The 20,795-nt window shown below is 42.0% G+C and carries 22 protein-coding genes; 1 reads left to right on the top strand and 21 read right to left on the bottom strand.

What is annotated here, in order from left to right:
• Positions 1–111 precede the first annotated feature (111 nt).
• The 17 genes from glyS to rpsU form a co-directional block, all read right to left on the bottom strand.
• Positions 112–2,157, bottom strand: coding sequence for a glycine--tRNA ligase subunit beta (glyS, locus tag C6347_RS09755; RefSeq protein ID WP_106039267.1), 2,046 nt, complete (start codon positions 2,155–2,157; stop codon positions 112–114).
• Positions 2,150–3,037: a glycine--tRNA ligase subunit alpha gene (glyQ, locus tag C6347_RS09750; protein ID WP_106039268.1), complete on the bottom strand. Its 888-nt coding sequence runs from the start codon at positions 3,035–3,037 to the stop codon at positions 2,150–2,152. Before glyQ ends, glyS begins: the two co-directional genes overlap by 8 nt.
• 332 nt (positions 3,038–3,369) lie before the next feature.
• The gene (gene recO / locus C6347_RS09745; protein WP_034661344.1) at positions 3,370–4,140 is read right to left on the bottom strand and encodes a DNA repair protein RecO; all 771 of its coding nucleotides are present in this window, start codon (positions 4,138–4,140) and stop codon (positions 3,370–3,372) included.
• Positions 4,141–4,175: 35 nt separating this feature from the next.
• Complete coding sequence (locus tag C6347_RS09740; protein ID WP_003217288.1) at positions 4,176–4,319, bottom strand: YqzL family protein; 144 nt, start codon at positions 4,317–4,319, stop codon at positions 4,176–4,178.
• Between the two features lie 148 nt (positions 4,320–4,467).
• Entirely contained in the window at positions 4,468–5,373 is a 906-nt protein-coding gene (gene era / locus C6347_RS09735) for a GTPase Era (RefSeq protein ID WP_060596663.1), read from the bottom strand.
• Positions 5,366–5,764 carry a cytidine deaminase gene (locus C6347_RS09730; RefSeq protein ID WP_034661347.1) on the bottom strand — a complete coding sequence of 133 codons (399 nt, stop codon included), beginning with the start codon at positions 5,762–5,764 and terminating at the stop codon, positions 5,366–5,368. Before C6347_RS09730 ends, era begins: the two co-directional genes overlap by 8 nt.
• Before the next feature lie 113 nt (positions 5,765–5,877).
• Complete coding sequence (locus C6347_RS09725; protein WP_060596662.1) at positions 5,878–6,264, bottom strand: diacylglycerol kinase family protein; 387 nt, start codon at positions 6,262–6,264, stop codon at positions 5,878–5,880.
• Positions 6,242–6,721, bottom strand: a complete 480-nt coding sequence (gene ybeY, locus C6347_RS09720) for an rRNA maturation RNase YbeY (RefSeq protein WP_012010615.1) — start codon at positions 6,719–6,721, stop codon at positions 6,242–6,244. Before ybeY ends, C6347_RS09725 begins: the two co-directional genes overlap by 23 nt.
• Positions 6,722–8,833, bottom strand: coding sequence for an HD family phosphohydrolase (locus tag C6347_RS09715; RefSeq protein WP_374955736.1), 2,112 nt, complete (start codon positions 8,831–8,833; stop codon positions 6,722–6,724).
• A 114-nt stretch (positions 8,834–8,947) separates the two neighbouring features.
• Positions 8,948–9,907 carry a PhoH family protein gene (locus C6347_RS09710; protein ID WP_060596660.1) on the bottom strand — a complete coding sequence of 320 codons (960 nt, stop codon included), beginning with the start codon at positions 9,905–9,907 and terminating at the stop codon, positions 8,948–8,950.
• Positions 9,908–9,910: 3 nt separating this feature from the next.
• Positions 9,911–11,101: a sporulation protein YqfD gene (yqfD, locus tag C6347_RS09705; RefSeq protein WP_106030980.1), complete on the bottom strand. Its 1,191-nt coding sequence runs from the start codon at positions 11,099–11,101 to the stop codon at positions 9,911–9,913.
• A gap of 18 nt (positions 11,102–11,119) precedes the next feature.
• The gene (yqfC, locus tag C6347_RS09700; RefSeq protein ID WP_012010618.1) at positions 11,120–11,401 is read right to left on the bottom strand and encodes a sporulation protein YqfC; all 282 of its coding nucleotides are present in this window, start codon (positions 11,399–11,401) and stop codon (positions 11,120–11,122) included.
• Between the two features lie 206 nt (positions 11,402–11,607).
• Positions 11,608–12,105, bottom strand: coding sequence for a hypothetical protein (locus C6347_RS09695; RefSeq protein WP_060596658.1), 498 nt, complete (start codon positions 12,103–12,105; stop codon positions 11,608–11,610).
• 31 nt (positions 12,106–12,136) lie between these two features.
• Positions 12,137–13,129, bottom strand: coding sequence for a flotillin-like protein FloA (floA, locus tag C6347_RS09690; protein WP_034661354.1), 993 nt, complete (start codon positions 13,127–13,129; stop codon positions 12,137–12,139).
• A gap of 26 nt (positions 13,130–13,155) precedes the next feature.
• Entirely contained in the window at positions 13,156–14,469 is a 1,314-nt protein-coding gene (locus C6347_RS09685; protein ID WP_060596657.1) for an NfeD family protein, read from the bottom strand.
• A gap of 141 nt (positions 14,470–14,610) precedes the next feature.
• Positions 14,611–15,060: a GatB/YqeY domain-containing protein gene (locus tag C6347_RS09680; RefSeq protein WP_060596656.1), complete on the bottom strand. Its 450-nt coding sequence runs from the start codon at positions 15,058–15,060 to the stop codon at positions 14,611–14,613.
• A gap of 14 nt (positions 15,061–15,074) precedes the next feature.
• A complete protein-coding gene (rpsU, locus tag C6347_RS09675) occupies positions 15,075–15,248 on the bottom strand; it encodes a 30S ribosomal protein S21 (protein ID WP_003152957.1) in 174 nt (57 codons plus the stop codon).
• A 182-nt stretch (positions 15,249–15,430) separates the two neighbouring features.
• Between rpsU and C6347_RS09670 the strand changes: the two genes are divergently transcribed.
• The gene (locus tag C6347_RS09670) at positions 15,431–16,360 is read left to right on the top strand and encodes a Na/Pi symporter (RefSeq protein WP_060596655.1); all 930 of its coding nucleotides are present in this window, start codon (positions 15,431–15,433) and stop codon (positions 16,358–16,360) included.
• A 41-nt stretch (positions 16,361–16,401) separates the two neighbouring features.
• Here the strand turns inward: C6347_RS09670 and mtaB are convergent, their stop codons facing one another.
• The 4 genes from mtaB to dnaJ are packed head-to-tail and all read right to left on the bottom strand — an operon-like array spanning position 16,402 to position 20,645.
• Complete coding sequence (gene mtaB, locus C6347_RS09665; protein ID WP_034661359.1) at positions 16,402–17,760, bottom strand: tRNA (N(6)-L-threonylcarbamoyladenosine(37)-C(2))-methylthiotransferase MtaB; 1,359 nt, start codon at positions 17,758–17,760, stop codon at positions 16,402–16,404.
• Positions 17,760–18,530, bottom strand: coding sequence for a 16S rRNA (uracil(1498)-N(3))-methyltransferase (locus C6347_RS09660; RefSeq protein WP_060596653.1), 771 nt, complete (start codon positions 18,528–18,530; stop codon positions 17,760–17,762). The genes mtaB and C6347_RS09660 overlap by 1 nt, the downstream gene beginning before the upstream one ends.
• A 23-nt stretch (positions 18,531–18,553) precedes the next feature.
• A complete protein-coding gene (gene prmA, locus C6347_RS09655) occupies positions 18,554–19,489 on the bottom strand; it encodes a 50S ribosomal protein L11 methyltransferase (RefSeq protein ID WP_060596652.1) in 936 nt (311 codons plus the stop codon).
• 22 nt (positions 19,490–19,511) lie between these two features.
• On the bottom strand, positions 19,512–20,645 hold the full coding sequence (gene dnaJ, locus C6347_RS09650) for a molecular chaperone DnaJ (RefSeq protein ID WP_003217525.1): 1,134 nt from the start codon (positions 20,643–20,645) through the stop codon (positions 19,512–19,514).
• Positions 20,646–20,795 lie beyond the last annotated feature (150 nt).

Below are 20,795 nucleotides of genomic sequence, written 5' to 3'. Positions count from 1 at the left end.
ATCATATTATAGCGCATCTTTGTCCGAATGAAACAAAAATCCACTCAAAAACCGTGAATTAAATGAGTAAAAAACGATTGCCCTTCGAAAAAGGCAACCGTTCTTAGGTATTTATTTTACAATTAAATTGTTCATATTCGCAAATGATTGAATGACTTTGGCTAGTTTGACCATTTGCGCCAAACGATTTCGCTTCAGCTTTTCATCATCCGCATGTACCATTGTGTGATCGAAATAATGAACAATCGGTGTTTTTAACGTATCTAGCGCCTCAAGTGCTGCGCTGTATTGCCCTGCTGCTACATGTTCCTTGACAGCTGTCTCTACTTGTTGATACGCCTCATATAGCTTTTGCTCATGCTCATTTTCAAACAGCTCAGGCTGAATCTCTGCATCTTCCCCTTTTTTACTGATTGAAATGACGCGTCCTAATGCTTCTGCCGTTTCTTTGAAGCTTTCTTGTTTCACGCTCTCTTCAAGAACAGCTGCTTTTTTCACGACTGCATAAGGTTCAATATTTTCAACATCCAGCACTGCATCGACAACATCATGACGGATATGCTCTGCTTGGAGGACATATTTTAAACGGTGTGTCAAAAATTCAATCAGAGCAGCTTCATGTTCTGCTTCTACTTGAGCAAGTGCCAAAAGCTCTTTAAATGAAATATTCCAATGACGATCGAGCAGGATTTGAACGATACCGCTCGCTTGTCTTCTCAGACCATAAGGGTCTTGAGAGCCTGTTGGAATGACATCAATTGAGAAGAAGGAACAAATAGAATCCAGCTTATCTGCTACTGCCACAATCGCACCAATCAAAGTGGAGGGCGCCTCATCACCGGCAAAGCGTGGCATATAGTGCTCGTTGATGCTCTTTGCCACTTCTTCATGTTCGCCAAGTGCTTTTGCATATTTCTCGCCCATGATTCCTTGTAATTCTGGGAATTCATAGACCATTTGAGTCACAAGATCAAACTTCGAAATACTTGCTGCTCTTGCCACTCGTTTTGTCGTTTCGTCATCTGCATCGACATGCGCTGCTAGGCGGGTCGCAATGTCTGTCACTCTCTTTAGCTTGTCGCCAATTGTGCCAAGTTTCTCATGGAATACAACTTTATCAAGCTTCTTAATATTGTCATCAATGACTAGTTTTTCGTCTTCTTTATAGAAGAATGCAGCATCTGATAAACGTGCACGAAGTACTTTTTCGTTCCCTCTTGCGACATTTTCAAGCGCCTCACTGTTTCCATTTCTGACCGTAATAAAGTGCGGCAATAATTCCCCTTGCTCATTTTTCACAGGGAAGTAGCGCTGATGCTCTTTCATTGTGGTCACTAATACTTCTTCCGGCAATGCAAGGAATTCTTCTTCAAAGGAACCAGATAGTACCGTTGGGTATTCTACAAGATCGTTGACTTCTTCTAGAAGCTCAGGATCAACAGGAATGACCCAGCCTTTTTCTGAAGATAGAGCATTTAGCTGCTCAGTAATGGATTGTTTTCTTTTATCTGAATCTGCAATGACAAATTGATCGCGCAATGTTTGCTCATAAGAAGCAGGCGAGTCGATGGTGGCTCCCCTACCAAGGAAACGGTGTCCTCTTGTCTCACGGCCGCTTTTCACCCCGGCAATTTCAACAGGTACAATCTCCTCTCCAAATAAACAAACAATCCATTTAATCGGACGGATATAGCGTAAATCTTTGCTTCCCCATCTCATGTTCTTTGGAAAACTTAATGAGGCAGCAATCTCACCTAACGCTGGCAGAAGGTCTTTGACTTGCTTTCCTTCTTGAAACTTTTGGACATGAACGTAGTCCACTCCTTTGATCTCTTTAAAATAGAGATCAGCTGTTGAGGCACCTTGTCCGCGGGCAAAGCCTTCTGCTGCTTTTGTCCAATTGCCTTCAGCATCTTGCGCAATCTTTTTAGCTGGACCTTTTGCTTCTTCTTTGATGTCTTCTTGTTTTTCTGCGACACCTTTCACGAGTACAGCAAGACGTCTTGGTGAGTTGAATAAAGCAACATCTTCAAATGAAATATTTTGCGTTTCAAACCATGCTTTTACTTTCTCACCTAGCTGCTTTGTGCTTTCCGGCATGAAACGAGCCGGCATCTCTTCTAAGCCAATTTCGAGTAATACATCTTGTTTATTCATGAGAAGCCGCCTCCTCTTTTAGCATAGGGAATCCCAATTTTTCTCGTTCTTCATAATATGTTTTGGCTACTTTTCTGGCTAACTGGCGCACTCTTCCGATATAGCCAGTTCGCTCGGTAACAGAAATCGCGCCTTTAGCATCGAGCAGGTTAAACGTATGAGAGCATTTGAGCACATAATCGTATGCTGGGTGAACAAGCCCTTTGTCCATTTGGCTATGCGCTTCCTTCTCATAGGTCGTAAATAACTCAAACAGCATGTCAGTATTAGATGTTTCAAATGTATAAACAGAGTGCTCATATTCAGCCATTAAGAATAAATCTCTGACCGTAAATCCCTCTGTCCATTCAAGATCGAAGACATTTTCTTTGTCCTGGATGTAGGAAGCAAGACGTTCAATACCGTATGTGATTTCAACGGAAACAGGCTTACATTCTAAGCCGCCGACTTGCTGGAAATACGTGAATTGTGTAATTTCCATCCCATCAAGCCATACTTCCCAGCCAAGTCCTGCACAGCCTAGAGATGGGTTTTCCCAGTTGTCTTCCACAAAACGAATATCATGTTTCAGCGGGTCAATACCAAGTGCTTTCAATGATTCAAGATACAGTTCTTGAATATTGTCAGGTGACGGCTTAATGATCACTTGAAATTGATGATGCTGATACAATCTATTTGGGTTTTCTCCATATCTGCCATCAGCCGGGCGTCTTGAAGGCTCTACATATGCTACCTTCCACGGCTCTGGGCCAATGCTTCTGAGGAACGTGTATGGACTCATCGTTCCGGCACCTTTTTCTGTGTCATACGCCTGCATTAATACGCAGCCTTCATTTGACCAATGCTTTTGCAGCGTCAAAATCATGTCTTGAATATTCAATGATCGCACCTCCATCTTTTCTACACCATCCGCTATGATATGGCGGGTGGGGATGAGAACCCCGCAAAAGAACACAAAAACTCCCGTCTCTATGCTCGCAAGGCTCCTTGCAAACATAGGGACGAGAGTTTTTCCCGCGGTTCCACCCTATTTGCTGGTGTCGTAGCATCCAGCCGCTTTGTTTTACGTTGCTCAAGAATGCCTTTCGTTACGCCTCCATCCTTAGCTCACACCGCCCTAAGGTCGCTTTTAATGAATTCTGCGTAAGTACTTCTTTCTGTCAATGCAACATATTTTATCTTAGATGATCTTACAAAAAGTCATGGGAGATGTCAACTTTTGTTTTCCCCGCCCATTAGCTTTTTCATGGATTCCATCTGATTCATGAATTTTTTTGATTTCAAATAAAGGCCTGAATACTCTTCATAGTAGTGATCGAGCACTTGACGAATTTCTTGTTTCGTCTGCGGTTTCACATCAACCTGACCGAGCCTTGATAAATCAAAATAATGAAATAAACGGAGCAGCCTTGCAGCTGCTGGGGATAAGGGCAGTTTATACGGATCTTTAGAAAAGCAATTTTGGCAAATGAAGCCGTTATCTCTAATAGAGAAATGAAACTGCCCTTCTTTTTGACCACAATGGACACATTGATCAAGTTCAGGCTTCATTCCCATTACTGATAACATTTTGACCTCTACGATAAATAAGATAATATCAGCATCTGTGCCTTCATTCAGATGACGCAGAGATTGAAGCAGGAGCTCAAACAAATAAGGGTTTGGCTTTTTTTCTTCTGTGCCTTTATCGAGTAACTCTGTCATATATGCGGCATATGCGGTCAAAAATAAATCCTCCCGAATGGTTCGCATACTTTCAATCATTTCGCCTTGCTGGAGCGTTCCAAGTCCTGTTGATGATTGGATCAGAAAGGTTCCGTATAAAAACGGCTGGCTTATGGCTGACAGGCGGCTGTTTGATTTTTTTGCACCTCTTGCCATCACGCCAATTTTCCCATGTTCTCTAGTGAGCAGCGTGACAATTTTGTTTGTTTCGCCATAATCTGTTGTTCTAAGGACGATTCCTTCACTTTTAATGAGCATTTGTCTACACTCCGAGCATTGGAGGGGGTCAAGAATTATAAGATTGGAAAATCAAATCGTGCTATCTCTTCTTCAAGTACATCGGGTCTTTCCAGGTTCTCCTTTTCTAACTCTTTGAAAAGCAGATACGTGTCAACGCTTCCTGTTTGTGAAAATACGTTCCATGTAAAATTCAACATAAAAACCCCACCTTTCTTTATTAGAAGCAGCAACGCTACATCCAACATATTAATTTTATCTTGACCAAGCTACCTCCATTTCATGATAAACAATTTTTACTAATCGAACCGCACCATTGTCAGATTTTATGACAACAGCAGCGATTTTTTAATATTCGTCTTCTCTAAATCCGAAGTCACGAAGGTGAGTGGATTTATTACGCCAGTCCTTCTGAACCTTTACCCAAAGCTCCAGATACACTTTTGAACCGAGAAGTGCTTCAATATCTCTGCGCGCTTTTTGTCCCACTTCTTTTAATAAGCTGCCTCGTTTACCAATGACGATCCCTTTTTGTGAATCACGTTCTACGACAATGGTCGCCGCAACATGGATCTTGCCATTTTCATCTGGCTTAATGGATTCGATCGCAACTGCAATACTGTGCGGGATCTCTTCTCTCGTTAAATGCAGCACTTTTTCACGAATTAATTCAGAAATAATAAACCGCTCTGGATGATCTGTTACTTGATCTGCCGGATAAAATTGAGGGCCCTCAGGAAGATAACCTTCAATCTGCTGAAGAAGCGTGTCAATGTTGTTTCCTTCAAGAGCTGAAATTGGCACAATTTCCTTAAATGGATAACGTGTGCGGTATTCATCAATTAAAAGGAACAGCTCATCTGGGTGAATTTGGTCGATTTTATTGACGACTAGGAATACCGGTGTAGATGTTTGCTTGAGTCGTTCAATGATGAATTCATCACCCTTGCCATAGCCTTCCTGTGCATTGATCATAAACAAGATCAGGTCGACTTCCTTCAGTGTATTTGTAGCCACTCTCATCATAAAGTCACCAAGCTTATGCTTAGGTTTATGAATCCCTGGTGTATCGATAAAGATCGTTTGTGACGTGTTTGTTGTCAAGACACCTTGCACTTTGTTTCGTGTCGTTTGGGGCTTATCACTCATGATGGCGATCTTTTGTCCAATCACACGATTAAGAAAGGTTGATTTTCCTACATTTGGTCTTCCAATAATTGATACAAATCCTGATTTGAAGCTTTCGTTAGTCATTTAAATCCTCCGGTGAAAATGCGCCTGGCAATAGTTCGTTTACTGTTGTTTCGTATATATGTCCTTTTAAGTTCGTTAGAATCACTGGCATATCAGGTGCACACAGCTCTGAAATGACCTGTCTGCATGCGCCGCACGGCGAAACAGGCCGGTCTGTATCAGCCACTACCGCTAGCATTTGAAACGATGTGATGCCTTCTGAATAGGCTTTAAAAAGTGCTGTTCTTTCCGCACAATTACACATGCCATATGCTGCATTTTCAATGTTGCAGCCGCCATACACTTTTCCATCATTCGACAATAATGCTGCACCGACTTTGAATTTTGAATAGGGTACATATGCAAAATCTCTTGCTTTAACTGCTTCTGAAATCAACTCTTGTTTGTTCATTCCTAGTTCCCACTTTCAGAAGAAATGGACCCACTGTCACATTTATATTTTACATAATTCACGTGACATTTTCACGCCCATTTCTAAAAATGTTAATAAATAGTAATATTGTTCTATTGCATGATCTTCGGTAAGAAGATGATCACCCCAATCATAACCGAAATCGCGGCGTAAACGCAAACAGCGCCTGCTGCAGCGTCCTTCGCTCTCTCTGCAAGAGGGTGCTTATCTTCTGTCATCAGGTCCACTGTATGTTCAATGGCTGTATTGACAAGTTCAAGCGCAAACATCCCCCCGCATAAAAGCAAAACGATCATCCATTCGTATGGTTCAATGTGAAACCAAAAGCCGCAGATCACCACGATGATGGCTGCGACTGTGTGAAATCGAAAATTCCGTTCATTCAAGAAAGTTCGCCATATTCCTCTAAATGCATAATAAAAACTCCGAAAAAAACGGGCAAGCGGCCTTCTTTTCTTACGAAGATCTTGAAAGGCCATAATCATCCAAGATCTTTGTCTGTTTGGCGAACATTTCTTTTTCATCTTCTTCTGTCATATGATCAAACCCGAGCAAATGAAGGAACCCATGAATGGTGAGGAATCCAAGCTCTCTCATAAAGGAATGTCCATATTCCTCTGCCTGCTCTTTCGTACGGTCCACACTAATGATGATGTCGCCGAGTACAGGCGGAATATCATCAGCACCAATGATTTCAATTTCCCCTTCTCCTTCTTCCTCAAGTGCAAAGGAGATGACATCCGTTGGTGCGTCTTTCCCGCGGTATTCTTTATTGATTTGATGAATCTCTTCATTCGAGACGATCGTCACTGATACCTCCGCTTGATCTTTGACCTCAAGGGCATCTGCAGCGAACTGAAGAAGCTTTTCCACTTCTTCAAGCTGCTCTTTTGATACTTGTCCTGTTTCATCTATTAAATCGATTAACAATGTCATTTACTTCACCTTCTGCTTCGGGGCATCTGGATATTCAATCCGAGAATGAAAAATCCCCTTTAATGTTGTACAAATCGTTTGACCAATAATATTTAATTCTTTAAATGTCAGATCACATTCACTAAATTGCCCATCCTGCATTTTATCTGAAATAATGCCTTTGACGAGCTTTTCGATTCGCTCTGGATTTGGATTATGCATCGATCGTACTGCCGCTTCAACGCTGTCCGCTACAGAAATAATTGCCGCTTCTTTTGATTGCGGTTTTGGACCAGGATAACGGAATTCTTCCTCTGTCACCTGATCATCACGCTCTTTTGCCTTATAGTAAAAGAACTTTAACAGTGACTTCCCGTGATGCTGTTCTGCAATATCGACAAGCTCTTCAGGAAACTTCTTTTCTCTCAGCATATCAGCTCCATCTGTCGTATGGGCAATAATGATATTTTTACTTAGCTGAGGAGAAAGCTTGTCATGCGGATTATCAATGTTCATTTGGTTTTCGATAAAGTATTGCGGTCTTTTCGTTTTCCCAATGTCATGATAATAAGCGCCAACCCTTGCTAAAAGACCGTTTGCGCCAACTGCTTCACATGCAGCATCCGCTAAATTTGCCACCATGACACTATGATGATATGTACCTGGTGTCTCTGTTAAAATCTTTTTGAGCAGCGGATGATTTGGGTTTGATAATTCAATCAGCTTCATTGTTGAAAGGATGCCGAACATACTCTCAAACACAGGCATTAACCCAATGACCAAAATAGATGATGCAAACCCTGACACAAACGCCATCATGAGGTTCACACCGATTTCAAGCCCTGATGGTGAGGAGTTTTGGATCAGCGTAATGGATAGAACCACAAGGACATTCATTAAAGCGACCCAAAGCCCTGCCTGCAATATTTTTGAACGTGCATTATGCTTTCTCAAAAATAAAATGCCCGCCATCCCGTTCACAAGGTAATAAGCACAGATCACATAGTTAAAGACGCCGGTTACTCCTTGATTAAACATCATACTGCCGCAAAGAGCAAATACAAGGCCAGAGAAGATCGCTAGCCGCTCATTGATAAGCAGCTTGATCAGCATCGTGCCAAGTGCCACTGGTACCACATAACCTATCGTCGTATACTTCGTTTCCTGGAAGAGACTGAATACTTCCATGATGACTAAAATAATGGTGAAAATAAGCGAGTAGAGCAGCAACGACTTATTCTTATGAACAAGCGATTTTTTCCTCGTTTCAAGTGAATGAATAATCGCTGCTAAAAACAGACCAATCAATATCATAAGACCGCTTACAGGCTTAATCAAATTGGAGCTGTTTAAGAGGCCTGTCAGTTCTAATTTACGATACACTTCCCGGTCGATAAGTTCTCCTTCTTCGACTAAAATTTGCCCTTGCTTAATCTGAACGGGCTGAATATTATCAGCGGCTTCTTGTCTTTTCTTCTCTGTAGCCACTGGATCAAATACATAGTTTGGAATGATCGCAAATTCACCAATTTCTTTTGCTGCATTTAAGTATTTTGATGGAATTGAATTATTTTCAAGCTCTGTTTTCACTTGTTTTTTCTCATCTTGTAATTTCGCTGCTGTGATTTCTTTACTCATCAGTGAATTTACCACTGTGATGATGGAATCCTTAGTAAAAGAGAGATTTTCGTCACTTGCCTGAAGCAGTGCTTTGATGGATTGGTCTGAAACAGCCTCCTGCATATCTGATGTGAGTTTTTCTTTGACACGCTTGACCATTTCTTTATCTGATGGCGGATTCTCTTTTTCATCAGCTGCTTTCTTCTCTTCTTTAATGGCTTCAAAAAGGGAGGAGATGAGGTCAACACGATTGTCAGAATACGCTTTTTTGAGAGTATATTGATCCTCTACTTGATCTGTTGCTTCTTGCTTCTTTTCTTCTGTCGCTTCTTGATCATCGACGGTTGATGGAGAATAGATGGTCTGTTCGCTCACTGAAAATAAATCTAAGTCGAGCGATTCAGGCTTTACATGGAAGAAGAGCACCACGAATAGAATGGCTGCTAAACCTGCGTATAGCAAAACATTTAAATAACGTGAGCGCTCCATTTTCTGAGGTTCTTTTTTAGACAGTAGTCTTTTGCGCTGACTGTCTTTCTGATTCTTTCTCAAGGAAAGTACCTCCTTTTTTACTTTAAACCACGATCGAAACAAAATGACCCGATGAAGACGATCGGGTCACTAAGTTCATTTTTGCTTTTCGTATGCTCCGATGATCTTCGCCACAAGCGGGTGTCTGACCACATCTGTCTGGTCTAACTCAATAAATGAAATGCCCTTGATCTCTGCAAGCATGTCCTTTGCAGCTGCAAGACCAGACTGCATGCCTTTCGGCAGATCAATCTGTGTAATATCTCCTGTAATGACCATTTTAGAGCCAAACCCAAGTCTCGTCAAAAACATTTTCATTTGGGCAGGCGTTGTATTCTGCGCTTCATCTAAAATAACAAATGCATCATCGAGTGTCCGCCCTCTCATGTAGGCAAGAGGCGCTATTTCAATCACGCCGCGCTCGATTAAACGTTCCGTATGATCACTGCCAAGCACATCATGCAAGGCATCATATAGTGGTCTTAAATAAGGATCTACTTTTTCCTTTAGATCACCTGGTAAAAAGCCAAGACTCTCTCCTGCTTCAACAGCTGGTCTTGTCAGGATAATCCGTTTCACATGTCCATTTTTCAGTGCATGTACCGCGTTGACGACTGCCAAATACGTCTTCCCTGTTCCAGCTGGTCCAATTCCAAAGACCAGGTCATCTTTTTTCATCGCCGCAGCATATTCCCGCTGGCCAATGGTTTTTACCCTGATTGACTTCCCTTTAGCATTTTTCGTAATTTCATCTTCATACATATTTTCAAAATAATTGAGCTTGTCTTTTTGCGCCATTTTAATGGCATAGACGACATCCCGTTCAGAAATCTCAATTCCTTTTCGGATGAGATGTAAGAGAGATGTAATCAGACGGCTCGCTGTTTCTCTTGATGCTTCCTGACCAGAAACATACACTTTTTCTCCGCGCGTAATAATGGAGACATTCAGCTCGTTTTCCATCAGTTTCAGATAAGCATCTTGATTTCCAAATAAAGCAATCGCTTCGTTTGGGCTATCTAATTTTTGTTGAATTTCAAGTAAATGTTCTGTCATTCTCTAGTCTCCCTGAACAATAGGTGTTGGTTGAACAATATCTTCTATTACTTGGTAAAGGATGATTAACTTAACTTTACCATTCCCTGTTGTCTCGTGCAAAACTTTTTCACTTTTCACCTCTCCTGTTTGACCTAGCTTCTCTTCTAATTCTTTTTTACCCATTTTAATCCCTGCTTGAACCGCTTCTTTATTTGTGTATGTCCGATTTATTTTTTCACTTTCGCGTGTCATTTCTTTTTCATAGGAAAATGGGAGCTGGAAGTTTAAGAAATGTAGTGGGTGAACTTCTGTTTCTGTTTTTGGCTGCTTAAAATCATCCTTTTTAAAGGAAATGCCCCAAAATGGCATTGAACCTCCAAATGCGGAGAGCTTGTGCTTTGTCTTCATTTTACCCGTAAAGACATCAAAAGATGTTCGAAGAGGGACAGAAACTTCAGAACGGTACCACGTTTCACCATAAATTTTCGCTCTAGCACCCACCGTTTTTTGCTGGTCTTCGCTGCCGATGAGGCCAGAGACGAGCATCTGCCCTTTCTTCACATGTTCGTCAACCGCGGCAAGCGGCTCCCCTTTTTCCACATACATTCTCGTGATGACAGCCTTCTTCTTGGCAACGATGTGCTGAGGACTCGTATATTTCTCTTCTTCCGGCTCATTTTTTTCCACAACTTTCATTTGAAATGTTGTACCGTTTAGTTCAACGCCGACCCATGTAATGCTTTGAATATTGGCGGTCAGTGATTTTTGAATTTTCTCAGGTGTTCCCATTAGAAACTGAAAACGGCCTTTTTGCACTCCAATCTCGTCTAAATGCTTTCTCATCTGATGTTCAGTTTCTGGATTGGCTCCTTTAATATCAATTTTCCACACCATGTTTGAAAGCGCCAATATCGTCGCTAGAAAACACACAATCCCAAGGGTAAACCCAATATTCTTCCTTGACCATAGGAGAAGAAACGGAAATCCCTTCTTTTGATGAAATGAACATGTCACTTCATGATGTCTTTGTACTTTTCTGAAGGCATGTACATCTGATAAGCGAATAAATAAGCGCACGCTGTCTTGACGGCGGCTCACTTGAAACATTGTGATCCCCTGTCTCGTGCACTCATTGATGAGCCGCTCAATGCCGTTTCCCTTGATCTCCACTTCCACTCTACCAATAAAATAGGCGAACCATTTATTCTTCACACTTCTCCCCTCCGTCAGTTAAGAATCAATATAACGGACCTCATCGATTTTCCCTTCTAATAAGATCTCTTCTGGCAAAATCGTTTTAATCACAAAATCTTTCCCTGAAATAATGCATTGTCCTTGTTTGAGCATCAGCCTTACCTCTTGATCACTGAAAAGCAAAAGCCCTTTATGGTTCTCTATGTAAATGTGGAGTCTGCCAACCATCGTAATACGGGGAAGATCCATCATGACGTCTGGAGGGATTTCAAGTGTTCTTGTCAGCCATGCTTTAAGTCGATTTTTTCTTTTTCCCATTCAATAAGAACCCCTTCCCGCCCCATGTGTATGAGATCAAACTGAAAGATGGTGAGACTGATGAGAAAGCCTCTATATCATCCTATTCCTCAGCGGTTCAGATCATGCTAATGAATCCCGCAAAACAGCCGTTTCATCATTTTTACTGCGAGAAATCTCCATCAGGAAAAACAAAAAAGCCCCTTTATATAAAGGGACTTTCTTCTTTATCTTTTATATGGCCGTTTCATCGTTCTGTGCGGCTTTTTCGCGCGCGGCTCTCCAAATACTTCTCCAAGAAGCATGCCTTGAACAACAGTATTTTGGTTAAGCCTGTTAATGACGTGCGGCTTCATTTCCGCAGCAGAAGCTTTCGGTCTGGTCAGCTGCCTTTCAAGAGATTTGAACTCTTTATTCAGCTCGCTTTTTCTTTCTTCCATTTCAGCTAGTGTAGCGGTATAACGATCCTGTAAGGACTGTGAACCTTGTTTCTTCATCCCGCCATGATCATGTACATCGCCGAAATCGTCCAACTGGTCTGTTTTGACTGGGTTCGGGCTGGTTTGTTCTGCTTTCTTTTGAGGCATAGGCTTATTCTGAGGAGCCGGCTTATGTTGCTGGTTGTTTTGTTCCTTCTCCTCTTGTTTGCCGATTTTCCCAAATACAGCAGAGATGATACCGATGATAATCGCAATTAGTAACGGATTTTCAAATAGAATGTCCATTGGGCTCCCTCCTTAAAGCGTGAGAGGATGCTTATTTGTTTTCATTATCAGATGGACCTTTTGTCATTTTACCAAATGAATCTCTCATATCCGTATCAGCATCGATATTCTTAATGTTCATGTAGTCCATGACTCCAATATTACCTTCGCGTAATGCTTCAGCCATTGCAAGTGGTACTTCAGCCTCTGCTTCTACGACTTTCGCGCGCATTTCTTCAACTCTTGCACGCATTTCTTGTTCTTGGGCAACAGCCATTGCGCGGCGTTCTTCCGCTTTCGCTTGTGCGATGTTTTTGTCTGCTTCTGCTTGGTCCGTTTGCAGAATCGCCCCGATGTTCTTACCGATATCCACATCTGCGATATCAATCGAGAGAATTTCAAACGCAGTACCTGAATCTAATCCTTTACCAAGAACCGTTTGAGAAATCATATCTGGATTTTCTAGAACCTTTTTATGATTATTTGATGAACCGATTGTAGAGACAATTCCTTCACCTACACGAGCAATGATTGTTTCTTCCCCTGCACCACCGACAAGTCGTTCGATGTTTGCGCGAACTGTAATACGTGCTTTGGCTTTTACTTCAATCCCGTCCATTGCCACACCAGAGATAAATGGTGTTTCAATGACTTTAGGATTTACACTCATTTGTACAGCTTCAAGTACGTCACGGCCTGCTAGGTCGATCGCTGCACAACGTGCAAAGTTCAATTCGATATTCGCACGTTGAGCTGCGATTAATGCGTTCACAACACGGTCAACGTTACCACCTGCCAGGTAGTGACTTTCTAATTGGTTAATCGTCACATCAAGACCTGCTTTATGTGCTTTGATGAGCGGATTGACCACTCGGTTTGGAATGACTCGGCGAAGTCTCATTCCTACAAGTGTAAAAATGCTCACTCTTACGCCAGCCGCTAAGGCAGAAATCCACAGCATCACCGGTACAAAGGTGAAGAAGATCGATAGAACGATCAGACCTGCTGCGATAATCACAAATAATAGTAAAGTAGATGGATCCATTTTATTCCTCCTATAAAATCAGTTATCTATACTTTCCTCACGACAATGCGTGAGCCTTCCGCTTTGACGATTTTAACCTGTTCATCCTTGTCAATAAACGCACCTTCTGACACAACGTCAATGCGCTCATCTCCGAGTACAGCCGTCCCAGATGGGCGAAGCGCTGTTAATGTAACAGCGATCTGTCCAACAAGATCCTCTCTTGTTTCATTTGAGACATAACCGCTTTCTTTATTGGTTGAATCGGTTAAAATGAACTTTTTAAAAAATTTCATACGTTTCCCCAACACCTTTGTCAATAAAATAACTGCTATGATTGAAACAGCAGTGGCAATCAAGATGGAAATCGCCATTTCTGTAAAGCTTCCAGCTGCTAAAAATAAGCTGGCAACAACACAGATCAGTCCAATGACACCTACGATTCCCCCCGGCAAAAACAATTCCAGAATAATGAGCAATATCCCTGCTAAGAACAGGAACAACGTCTCATATCCTGCAAAACCAGCCACGAGATGTCCATAAAAGAATAAAAGAAGCGCTGTCACTCCCATGGTGCCTGGAACCCCAAAGCCAGGAGAATAGAGCTCAACAATTAACCCTAAGCTTGCGATGGATAAAAGGATTGGAATGACGATTGGGTGCGTGAGAAAGCGCGCAACCTTTTCAGCAAAGCTCACTTCATCGTATTGAACAGAAGCGTCTGCTAATTTCAGCTTCTGAAGCAAGTCATCTAAATTCTTCACTTCACCTTCTGCGTAACCAAATTGAAGCGCTCGATCCGTATTAAAGGTGAGCAGTTCTCCTTTTGGTGCACCAGCATCCTTCGCATCTATGTCTGGATCAGCCATCGCAAGCGCATATTTCGGATCACGCCCCTGCTTTTCGGCAGCATCACTCATTTCAGCAAGCCATAGCGATTCAGATTTTTGATCGGCAGCATTGCCTTCCCCATCAATGATCGCAGCAGCTCCCATCTTTCCATTTGGGGTCATATAAATCTCGTCGGCATTTAGTGCAAGGAATGCCCCGGCTGAAAGCGCTCTATGATTCACAAATGCTGTCACAGGGATATCAGACGCACGAATGGTATCTGCAATCTCAAGCGCCGCATCGACTGCACCACCTGGTGTATTGATGTCTAGAATGATATGTTTCGCTCGTTCGGACTTTGCCTGCTCAAATGATCGTTCAATAAATTTAGAAAGTCCTTTTTCTACTGTATCTTCAATTGGGATAACATGAACTTTCTGATCTACTGATTTCGCGGTCAATTGAACCCCTAATAACAAGCATATTATAAAACAACTGAAGAGAGCAATAGAAATTTTTATTTTTTTCATCTATTTGGTGATCCCTCCTCTCTATCTTCCATTTTACCGTTCCTTTACATACGTTACAAATGTATCATAGGTTTCATTTTTATATGACAGAATGATGAAGGTATAAAAAAAGTACCCTTCTAACAATAGAAGGATACTTTTTTATTGAGACAGCTGCTCGCTGACAAGTCTGTTAATGACAGCACCATCAGCTTTACCTTTTACTTTTGGCATAATAGCGCTCATGACTTTACCCATATCAGCCTTCGATGAAGCACCTGTTTCAGCGATCGTTTCTTTCACGATCGTTTGCAGTTCTTCTTCAGAAAACTGTTCAGGTAAATAAACGTCTAAGATGTCAATCTCTTTTTGAACTTTATCTACTAAATCTAAGCGATTAGCTTTCGAAAATTCATGGAGGGAGTCTTTACGTTGCTTAATCTCGCGGGAAAGGACGGTTAGTTCCTCATCGCCGGTCAAACTGTCTTTCTTAAGCTTAATTGCTTCATTTTGGAGCGAAGCCTTTACCATACGAATGACAACAAGCTTGTCTTTCTCACGGTTTTTCATAAAAAGCTTCATATCAGTATTTAATTGCTCAAGAAGACTCATAAAATCCACCCTCTTTAGAATTTACGTTTTCTAGCAGCTTCAGACTTTTTCTTGCGCTTTACGCTAGGCTTTTCATAAAATTCACGCTTTCTTGCTTCTTGCAATGTTCCAGTTTTGGATACACTGCGTTTAAAGCGACGAAGAGCATCTTCAAGCGATTCGTTTTTTCTAACGACCGTTTTTGACATTCTCTTTCCCTCCCTCCGAATACACCAATCGACTGCATTAAAAAAAGATATACATGCAAAACATGTACCTAGACATTATAATATAAGCCTAGTGTGAGGTCAACTAAGTGATTTGGAAATATATTTTCGTCATGAGCAGGTAGACAAGTCCATATATTCATTGGTAAGAGGAGGACTTTTCTATGATGGCGATCATTTATTTTTGTGCACTTATTTTCATTTTTTTATGGTCAATGGGTTTGCTGAGAAAAGGATTAATGGCGCTTGCGTCGTCTCGTATTGAGAAATCACTTCTTCTCTTTACAGATCACCCAATAAAAGCATTCTTGGTCAGCATCGTATTTACAGGGATTCTTCAAAGCAGTTCAGCGTTTATGGTCATCGTGATCGGCTTTGTCAGTACAGGCATTCTCTCTTTTAAAAAATCCATTCCAATGATTCTTGGCACCAATATTGGCTCCACGTTTACAACAGAATTTATCGCCATTAAAATGGATGTTTTCATGTGGGTCTTAATCCTAGCTGGTCTGATATGCATCATGTTAGGCAGGAAATCTTTTAGGCATGCAGGAAAAAGTATATTTGGGCTCGGGATGATCTTTTTTTGTATTCAAGGCTTTTCTAAAATTGCAGGTATGATGACAAGTCAGCCTGAGACATTGCGCTTTCTTGAAATGATGCAGCATTCTGACTGGACGGCGCTGCTTTCGGGTACCATTTTCACAGCGATTGTTCATTCGAGCTCCGTCTGTATCGGCATTTTAATGGGGTTTATGAATGAAGGAACTGTTGGGCTTCAGGAAGGCATAAGCTTTGTGTTAGGGTCAAATATCGGGACATGTATTACAGCCGTAATGGCTGCCATATCTGGCGGCTATGCAGCACGTCAAACCGCTTATGCACACGTTTTGTTTAATGTGCTCGGCGTGCTTTTATGTCTCCCATTTCTCGCCATGATGACGGAATTCGTCGCCCTTCTTGCAAACGCTCCAGCCCAGCAAATTGCGCACTTCAGCCTGCTGTTTAATGTGGCAAGCTCTTTGCTTTTCTTCCCGTTCATTCATCCATTTCACACATTGATCTTATGTCTTTTACCAAATCAGTCAAAATAAAAAAACCAGCTTGCCCTTTTGGCAGCCGGTTTTTTTATCTATTATGAGGTCATTCTCACTTTGTCTGTTTGCACATCATCACTGATACGAACGAATTGTCCTTCGTTATAAGGATAACCCGCTTTCATGATTTTCACTTTGACCAAACGGCCGATCATGTCCTCTGTTCCTTCAAAAACAACCTTCATATAGTTATCTGTATATCCCACATAAAGATTGTGCTTTCCTTCTTGTTCTTTGAAGGATTCTTCCGGAATAATCTCTAGGACATCTCCTTCATAAGCTGATGCATATTCTTTCGCAAGCTGGTCAGAAAGAGCAATCAAGCGGTGGACGCGTTCGTTTTTCACATTTTCATCCACTTGATCTTCCATTCTTGCAGCTGGCGTACCTGTACGTTTGCTGTAAGGGAATACGTGTAGTTCAGAGAATTGATGGTCTTTGACAAAATTGTACGTTTCCAAAAACTCTTCCTCTGTTTCCCCAGGGAATCCAACAATCACATCAGAGGTGACAGCAAGGCCTGGCAATGCTTTTTTCAGCTTTGTTAAACGCTCTGCAAAGAATTCCATCGTATATTTACGGCGCATTCTTTTCAGGACTGTATTCGAGCCAGATTGAAGCGGGATGTGCAAGTGTCTGACAATCTTATCTGACTGATCAAGCACTTCAATCACTTCATCTGTAATTTGGCTTGCTTCGATAGATGAAATACGGATTCGTTTTAAACCGATGACACGTTCATCTAATTCTTTCAGAAGCTTTGCAAAGTTATAATCCTTTAAGTCTTCTCCGTATCCGCCTGTGTGAATACCTGTTAATACAATTTCTTTATAGCCGGCATCCACAAGCTGCTGCGCTTGGTTGATGACCTCTTCTGGATTACGAGAACGAAGAAGTCCGCGAGCCCAAGGAATAATGCAGAATGTACAGAAATTGTTACAGCCTTCTTGGATTTTTAATGAAGCGCGTGTTCTGTCTGTAAATGCAGGAACATCGAGTTCTTCAAACACACGTGCTTTCATGATATTGCCAACCCCATTAATCGGCTGTCTTTCTCTGCGATATTCTTCAATGTAACCGAGTAATTTATGTCTGTCTTGTGTTCCAACGACAATATCAACACCAGGAATCGCCATAATTTCTGCTGGAGATGTTTGCGCATAACAGCCTGTTACACAAATGACACCATCCGGGTTATGACGAATGGCTCTTCTAATAACTTGGCGGCTTTTTTTATCGCCTGTATTCGTGACCGTACATGTATTAATGACATATACGTCTGCTTTTGATTCATACTCTTTTCTTTCATAGCCTGCTTCTTTAAACAGCTGCCAGATCGCTTCTGTTTCATAGTGATTGACCTTACAGCCAAGTGTATGGAACGCTACTGTTCCCATCATGATTCACCTCTTAATAACTCTGTTTGATAAGATATAGCAGAAAGCGCGTAAAGAGGAGCTGTTTCCGTTCTTAAAATGCGTGGTCCGAGCCCGCAAATGACTGCACCAAGCGTTTCAAGCTCGTCAATCTCCTTTTCTGCCAAACCGCCTTCAGGGCCAAAAACCACGAGCAAGGTTTGTCCGCCTTTCATCTGTTGGAGCACAGTTTGAAAGCGGCTTTGCTCTCCTTCTTTCGATGATTCTTCGTATGCAACGACACATTTATCGAATTCACCAGCTAATTGAGTCAGCTCTTTAAACGTTGATACTGGATCAACACGAGGAATGATATTCCGGTAGGACTGCTCAGCTGCTTCTTTCGCGATTTTCTCCCAGCGTTCTCGTTTTTTATGTGACTTCTTTTGGTCAAGCTTTGTAATGGAACGAGCCGCTTGAAACGGGATAAATGCACTTGCGCCAAGCTCTGTGCCTTTTTGGATAATCAGCTCAAGCTTATCTCCTTTTGGGAGACCGCTCGCAATTGTTACTTTTACCGGAAGCTCTCTGTCCTGATTTGTCCAGCCTTCAACGTGACAAATGACTTCTTCCTTTGTTATTGTATCAATTTTACTGAGCGCTTCAAAGCCGTCTGTCGTTAAGCAAAGGATTTCCTGCCCTGCTTTCATGCGCATGACGTTGGAAAGGTGATGTACATCTTCACCTTTTATGACGATAGATCCCTTTGCGATCACTTCTTCTTTCGTGAGGTCGATAAAATATCGTTGCATACGTGTCCTGACACCTACTCGCTTTATTTTTTCGCTATAATGCTGACCCAATCTTCCATTGACAGCACTTCAACAATGTCAAAACCTGCTTCTTCTAGTGCTGTTTTGACTTGTAATTTCTTTTGTCCAATGATGCCTGATGTAATGAAATAGCCATCTTTCTTCAATAAGTCATAGGCTTGATCTGTAAAGCGCAAAATCACTTCTGCGAGAATGTTGGCGACGATCACATCACGTTCACCTGAAATCCCATCAAGTAAGTTGTTTTGCTTGACCGTCACTTGTTCGCTTACACCATTTAGTTCGATGTTTTGCTTCGCACTTTCAACCGCAACGGTGTCGAGATCAAAGGCTTGAATGTCCTTTGCACCAACCATCGCTGCTGCCACACTTAAAATCCCGGAGCCTGTTCCAACATCAATCACCGTATCGTTTTCCTTCACATAGCGCTCAAGCGCCTGAATACAAAGAACGGTTGTTGGATGTGTCCCTGTTCCAAATGCCATTCCTGGGTCCATTTCAATAATCAGTTCATCAGAATGAACCGGAGTATATTCTTCCCATGTTGGAACGATGGTGAATTTTTCAGAGATTTTCACAGGATGATAGTATTTCTTCCATGCGGTGGCCCATTCCTCTTCATTTACTTCACAAATAGACAGCGTGTTTCGTCCAAGGTCAATATCGTATAGAAGAAGATTGTTGATGGCTTCTTTGATCTCATCTACCGTTTCCATCAAAAAGCTGTTCATTGGAAGATAGGCTTTGACGATGACCCCTTCATCAGGATAGTCATTCGGATCGAGCTGGTAGATCTCACCGTATACATTTTCACGTTCCTTGACTAAATCAAGCGGGTCCTCAATCACGACACCACTTGCACCTGCTTCATGCAAAATATTGGTGATCGGTTCCACCGCTTCATTTGTTGTATGGACGCTAATTTCTGACCACTTCAATACTACCAACTCCTTATCCGTCTTACTCGCCTTTAAATGCGCGTTTCACCTTATCGAAGAAGCTCATTTCTTGTTCGTCCGGTTTATTTCCGCTCACTTCAGCAAATTTTCTAATGATATCTTTTTGATTGTCCGTTAAATTTGTCGGTGTGACGACTCGTACAACGATATGCTGATCGCCTTGGCCATAGCCGCGTACATTTTTCACACCTTTTCCTTTGAGTCTAAACTTCGTGCCAGTTTGCGTGCCAGCAGGGACTTTCAATTTTACTTTACCGTGTAATGTCGGCACTTCAATTTCGTCACCTAATGCAGCCTGTGCAAAGGTTAGCGGCATTTCGCAGTAAATGTCATCTCCGTCACGTTCGAAGAATTCATGCGAACGCACATGGAACACAACAAATAGATCGCCTGGAGGCCCTCCATTTACACCTGGTTCCCCTTGACCAGACACTCTGAGCTGCTGACCATCGTCAACACCTGCTGGAATCGTCACATTGATTTTCTTACGCTTACGCACTTTACCAGAGCCGCCACATGTAGAACATTTGTGATCGATTTGTTTTCCTGTTCCGCTACAGTAGTTACATACTCTGCGGTTGACCACTTTACCAAACGGAGTTGACTGCTCAACATTTAATTGACCAGAGCCGCCGCAATGTGAACAAGTCTTTGCTTCTGTCCCAGGCTTTGCCCCTGATCCATGACATGTTTCACATGATTCCTCGCGAGGGATTTCAATCGTTGCTTCTTTCCCAAATGCTGCTTCTTCAAATGAAAGCGTCATTGTATATTGCAAGTCTGCTCCTTGACGCGGTGCATTTGGATCTCTTCTTCTGGCTCCGCCGCCAAAAATACTAGAGAAAATGTCATCAAAGCCGCCGAAGCCGCCAAAGTCTCCTCCTCCGCCAAAACCGCCGCCGCCAAAGCCTTGGTTTGGATCGGTATGACCGAACTGGTCATATTGCGAACGTTTTTGATCGTCAGAAAGGGTTTCATAGGCTTCTTTTACTTCTTTGAATTTCTCATCTGAGCCAGCTTCTTTATTAATATCAGGGTGATACTTTTTTGAAAGCTTGCGGTATGCCTTTTTGATCTCGTCTTTTGAGGCGCTCTTACTCACGCCAAGCACTTCATAGTAATCACGCTTACTCATCTCTTCACACTCCCGATTTCTCACATAAATACGATTGTATCATTTTGATTTGACCTTTTTCAATTGCTTTCATCATTGGAAAGAAAAAAAGTCAAAGCCAAGAGATCCTGACTTTGACTTTCTGACGAGTACGTTTCAGCAGTCTTTTTC

Source organism: Bacillus sp. NMTD17 (genome assembly GCF_002998735.1).
Classification (GTDB): domain Bacteria; phylum Bacillota; class Bacilli; order Bacillales; family Bacillaceae; genus Bacillus.
Note: the sequence above shows the minus strand (reverse complement) of the source record. Positions and strands in the feature narration are given on the sequence as shown.